General features: G+C 41.3%; 1 protein-coding gene and 2 tRNA genes. 2 read left to right on the top strand and 1 reads right to left on the bottom strand.

The features are described from left to right. Positions 1 to 92 precede the first annotated feature (92 nt). A tRNA-Cys gene (locus ENH88_RS10025) sits at positions 93 to 166 on the top strand. A gap of 37 nt (positions 167 to 203) precedes the next feature. Continuing rightward, a tRNA-Leu gene (locus ENH88_RS10020) sits at positions 204 to 290 on the top strand. 518 nt (positions 291 to 808) lie between these two features. Here ENH88_RS10020 and ENH88_RS10015 read toward each other — a convergent pair. Continuing rightward, entirely contained in the window at positions 809 to 2,230 is a 1,422-nt protein-coding gene (locus tag ENH88_RS10015) for an alanine/glycine:cation symporter family protein (protein WP_304182124.1), read from the bottom strand. Positions 2,231 to 2,656: the final 426 nt, after the last annotated feature.

Here is a 2,656-nt window from a genome sequence, read left to right as displayed (position 1 = left end):
GTACTAGCTCAGTTGGTAGAGCGCGACCTGGCCAAGGTCGAGGTCACGAGTTCGAGCCTCGTGGACCGCTCCAAATTATTTGGATACATTTAGGCGGGATGGCAGAGTGGCCATGCACCGGATTGCAAATCCGTTTACCCCGGTTCGACTCCGGGTTCCGCCTCCAAATAATTACTCCACACGCTTTAATTAGCAAACTCGATGCCCGAGTGGTGGAATTGGTAGACACAAGGGATTTAAAATCCCTCGACTAACAAGTCGTGCCGGTTCAAGTCCGGCCTCGGGCACCACTTTATATTCTCAACTATTAATCTAATCCCCTTTATATTCCAATAAGCTACGTAATAAATCTAATTAAAATAAATCATGCCACTAATTATTTTTGATATAGACTTAACTTTCGTTACTTTTGAAAGTATTAACTGGTATGGGTAATTTTAAACAGGGTCTCAATCAATTTTGGGTTGCGCTGTTTTTGGTGTTTGCTTAGCGTTATCACTCGTTTTAACCCCCTTTGCAATCGTTACGGCTACGGTTAATGATGTCCTTAAAATTCAAGAAGTCATCAGTACACTTGTCACGCAAATGAACCAACTGGTTGAAAAAACAAGATAAATTAGCAGATACAAAGTAAAAGCTTGCTTCATTTTCTTTTATAGATCTTGATAAAGCAGCGTGCATTAGCAGTGAAATTGTTTAATCGCTTTGTGGCAACTGAAGCTGAGCTTGTAATGAATGCACTAATAATCATATAGCTACGATCAAAAAAGGGAGCACCTAGGCTCCCTTATTGATTTATCAAAGTGTTTTAGTTTTTATGCCAAATGCCTGTAGGGATAGTTTTATCAAGTTGTTTATTTTGAGTTGGATCGAAAGTGGGTAACTTACCCGCTTTACGTTGTGCGGTATAATCGTTGGCAAGCCAGATCACTACGCCAGATAACATAAACAGTGCAATAACATTCACGATTGCCATGAGGCCCATCGAAATATCAGCTAAGGTCCAGATCAACCCCAATTCACTCACAGAGCCAAACATCACCATACCTAATACTACAAGCCTAAAGATCAACATACCATGCTCATGATTATGCTCTAAGAATAATAGATTAGTTTCAGCGTATGAATAGTTGGCAACAATCGAAGTAAAAGCAAAGAACAAGATAGCAATCGCAACAAAGATTGTGCCCCAACTACCAACATGTTCTTCAAGGGCTGCCTGAGTTAATGCAATGCCTGTTACGCCAGAGTCAGCTACTAATTGATCAGAGAGCAAGATCAACGCGGCGGTTGCACTACAAATGACGACAGTGTCAATAAACACCCCAAGCATTTGTACATAACCTTGGGAGGCAGGATGGGGCGGATTTGGCGTCGCAGTCGCTGCCGCATTTGCTGCGCTACCCATACCAGCTTCGTTTGAGAATAAGCCACGTTTGATACCTTGGATCATTGCCTGCATAACACCGTAACCAATCGCACCAGCACCGGCTTGTTCAATGCCAAAGGCACTATTGATAATGCGCATAAATACAGTCGGTAATTCTGATGCATTCATTGCACACACATAAAGTGCTACAAGTAAGTAAGCTAAGGCCATAAATGGCACAACCAACTCTGCAAAGCGAGAAATAGTTTTCAGGCCACCAAATATAATAATGCCAGAGCCAACGACTAGCACTAACCCTACAACGTAATTGGGAATGTCAAAAGCGACTTTAAATGCAGCGGCGATAGAGTTAGATTGCACAGCATTGAATACCAAACCAAAGGCAAGTATTAAACACAGAGAGAAAACCACCCCCATCCAACGCTTACCTAAACCGTATTGCATATAATAAGCAGGACCACCACGGAAGTTACCGTGTTCATCGCGTGTTTTATAGGCTTGTGCTAAGGTACTTTCTGCAAAACTCGTTGCCATACCTATTAATGCAATTAGCCACATCCAGAAAATAGCCCCAGCACCACCTAAATAAAGTGCAACAGCAACACCGGCCATATTTCCGGTACCAACACGGGCTGCGAGAGAAGTACAAAATGCCTGAAAAGAGGAAATGCCATCTTTATCACATTGGCGAGAGTTAAACATAACCTTTATCATGTGAGGGAATTGCACAAATTGAATGAACTTGAGTTTAATAGTAAAAAAGAGTCCTGCCGCTATTAATAGGTAGACGAGAATATGACCCCAAAGCAGCCCACTAATACTATTTATTATATCTATCATGTTATATGCCTAATGAACGAGTTTAAAAAACAGCGAGCAACTTACCATAAGCAAAGCAGATAGTTTAGTGAAACGGTGAAAAAATCGAAGTTATCCACAGGCTTTTGTGGGTAAGGTGTCAGTTTCTTTTGGGTATCTTGAGGGTATAAAATAAATACAAAAAATGTCATAAAAACGCTTGCGTAAAATCCGCCGCACCCTATAATGCGACCCCACTGAGACGGCAGAGCGCAACGCATAGCGGGGCATGAGCTACTTAGTAAGTCGAGTAAAACTTGAGTTTAGATTTTTAATAAAGTTTAAAATTAAGTGTTGACAAAAAAATAGGAAAGCGTAATATGCGCAGCCCTAGCGAGATAAAGTTTAACTTTAATCGCAACGTTCTTTAACAATATAAAGCAATCATCTGTGTGGGCACTCGTACAG

Origin of the sequence: Pseudoalteromonas prydzensis (assembly GCF_011050055.1) — a bacterium.
Taxonomy (GTDB): domain Bacteria; phylum Pseudomonadota; class Gammaproteobacteria; order Enterobacterales; family Alteromonadaceae; genus Pseudoalteromonas; species Pseudoalteromonas prydzensis_A.
This window is presented reverse-complemented; position numbering and strand designations above follow the sequence as displayed.

Bases quoted from the DNA above. Each gene is read 5' to 3' on its own strand.
- ENH88_RS10015 (WP_304182124.1), bottom strand. From the start codon at position 2,230: ATGATAGATATAATAAATAGTATTAGTGGGCTGCTTTGGGGTCATATT.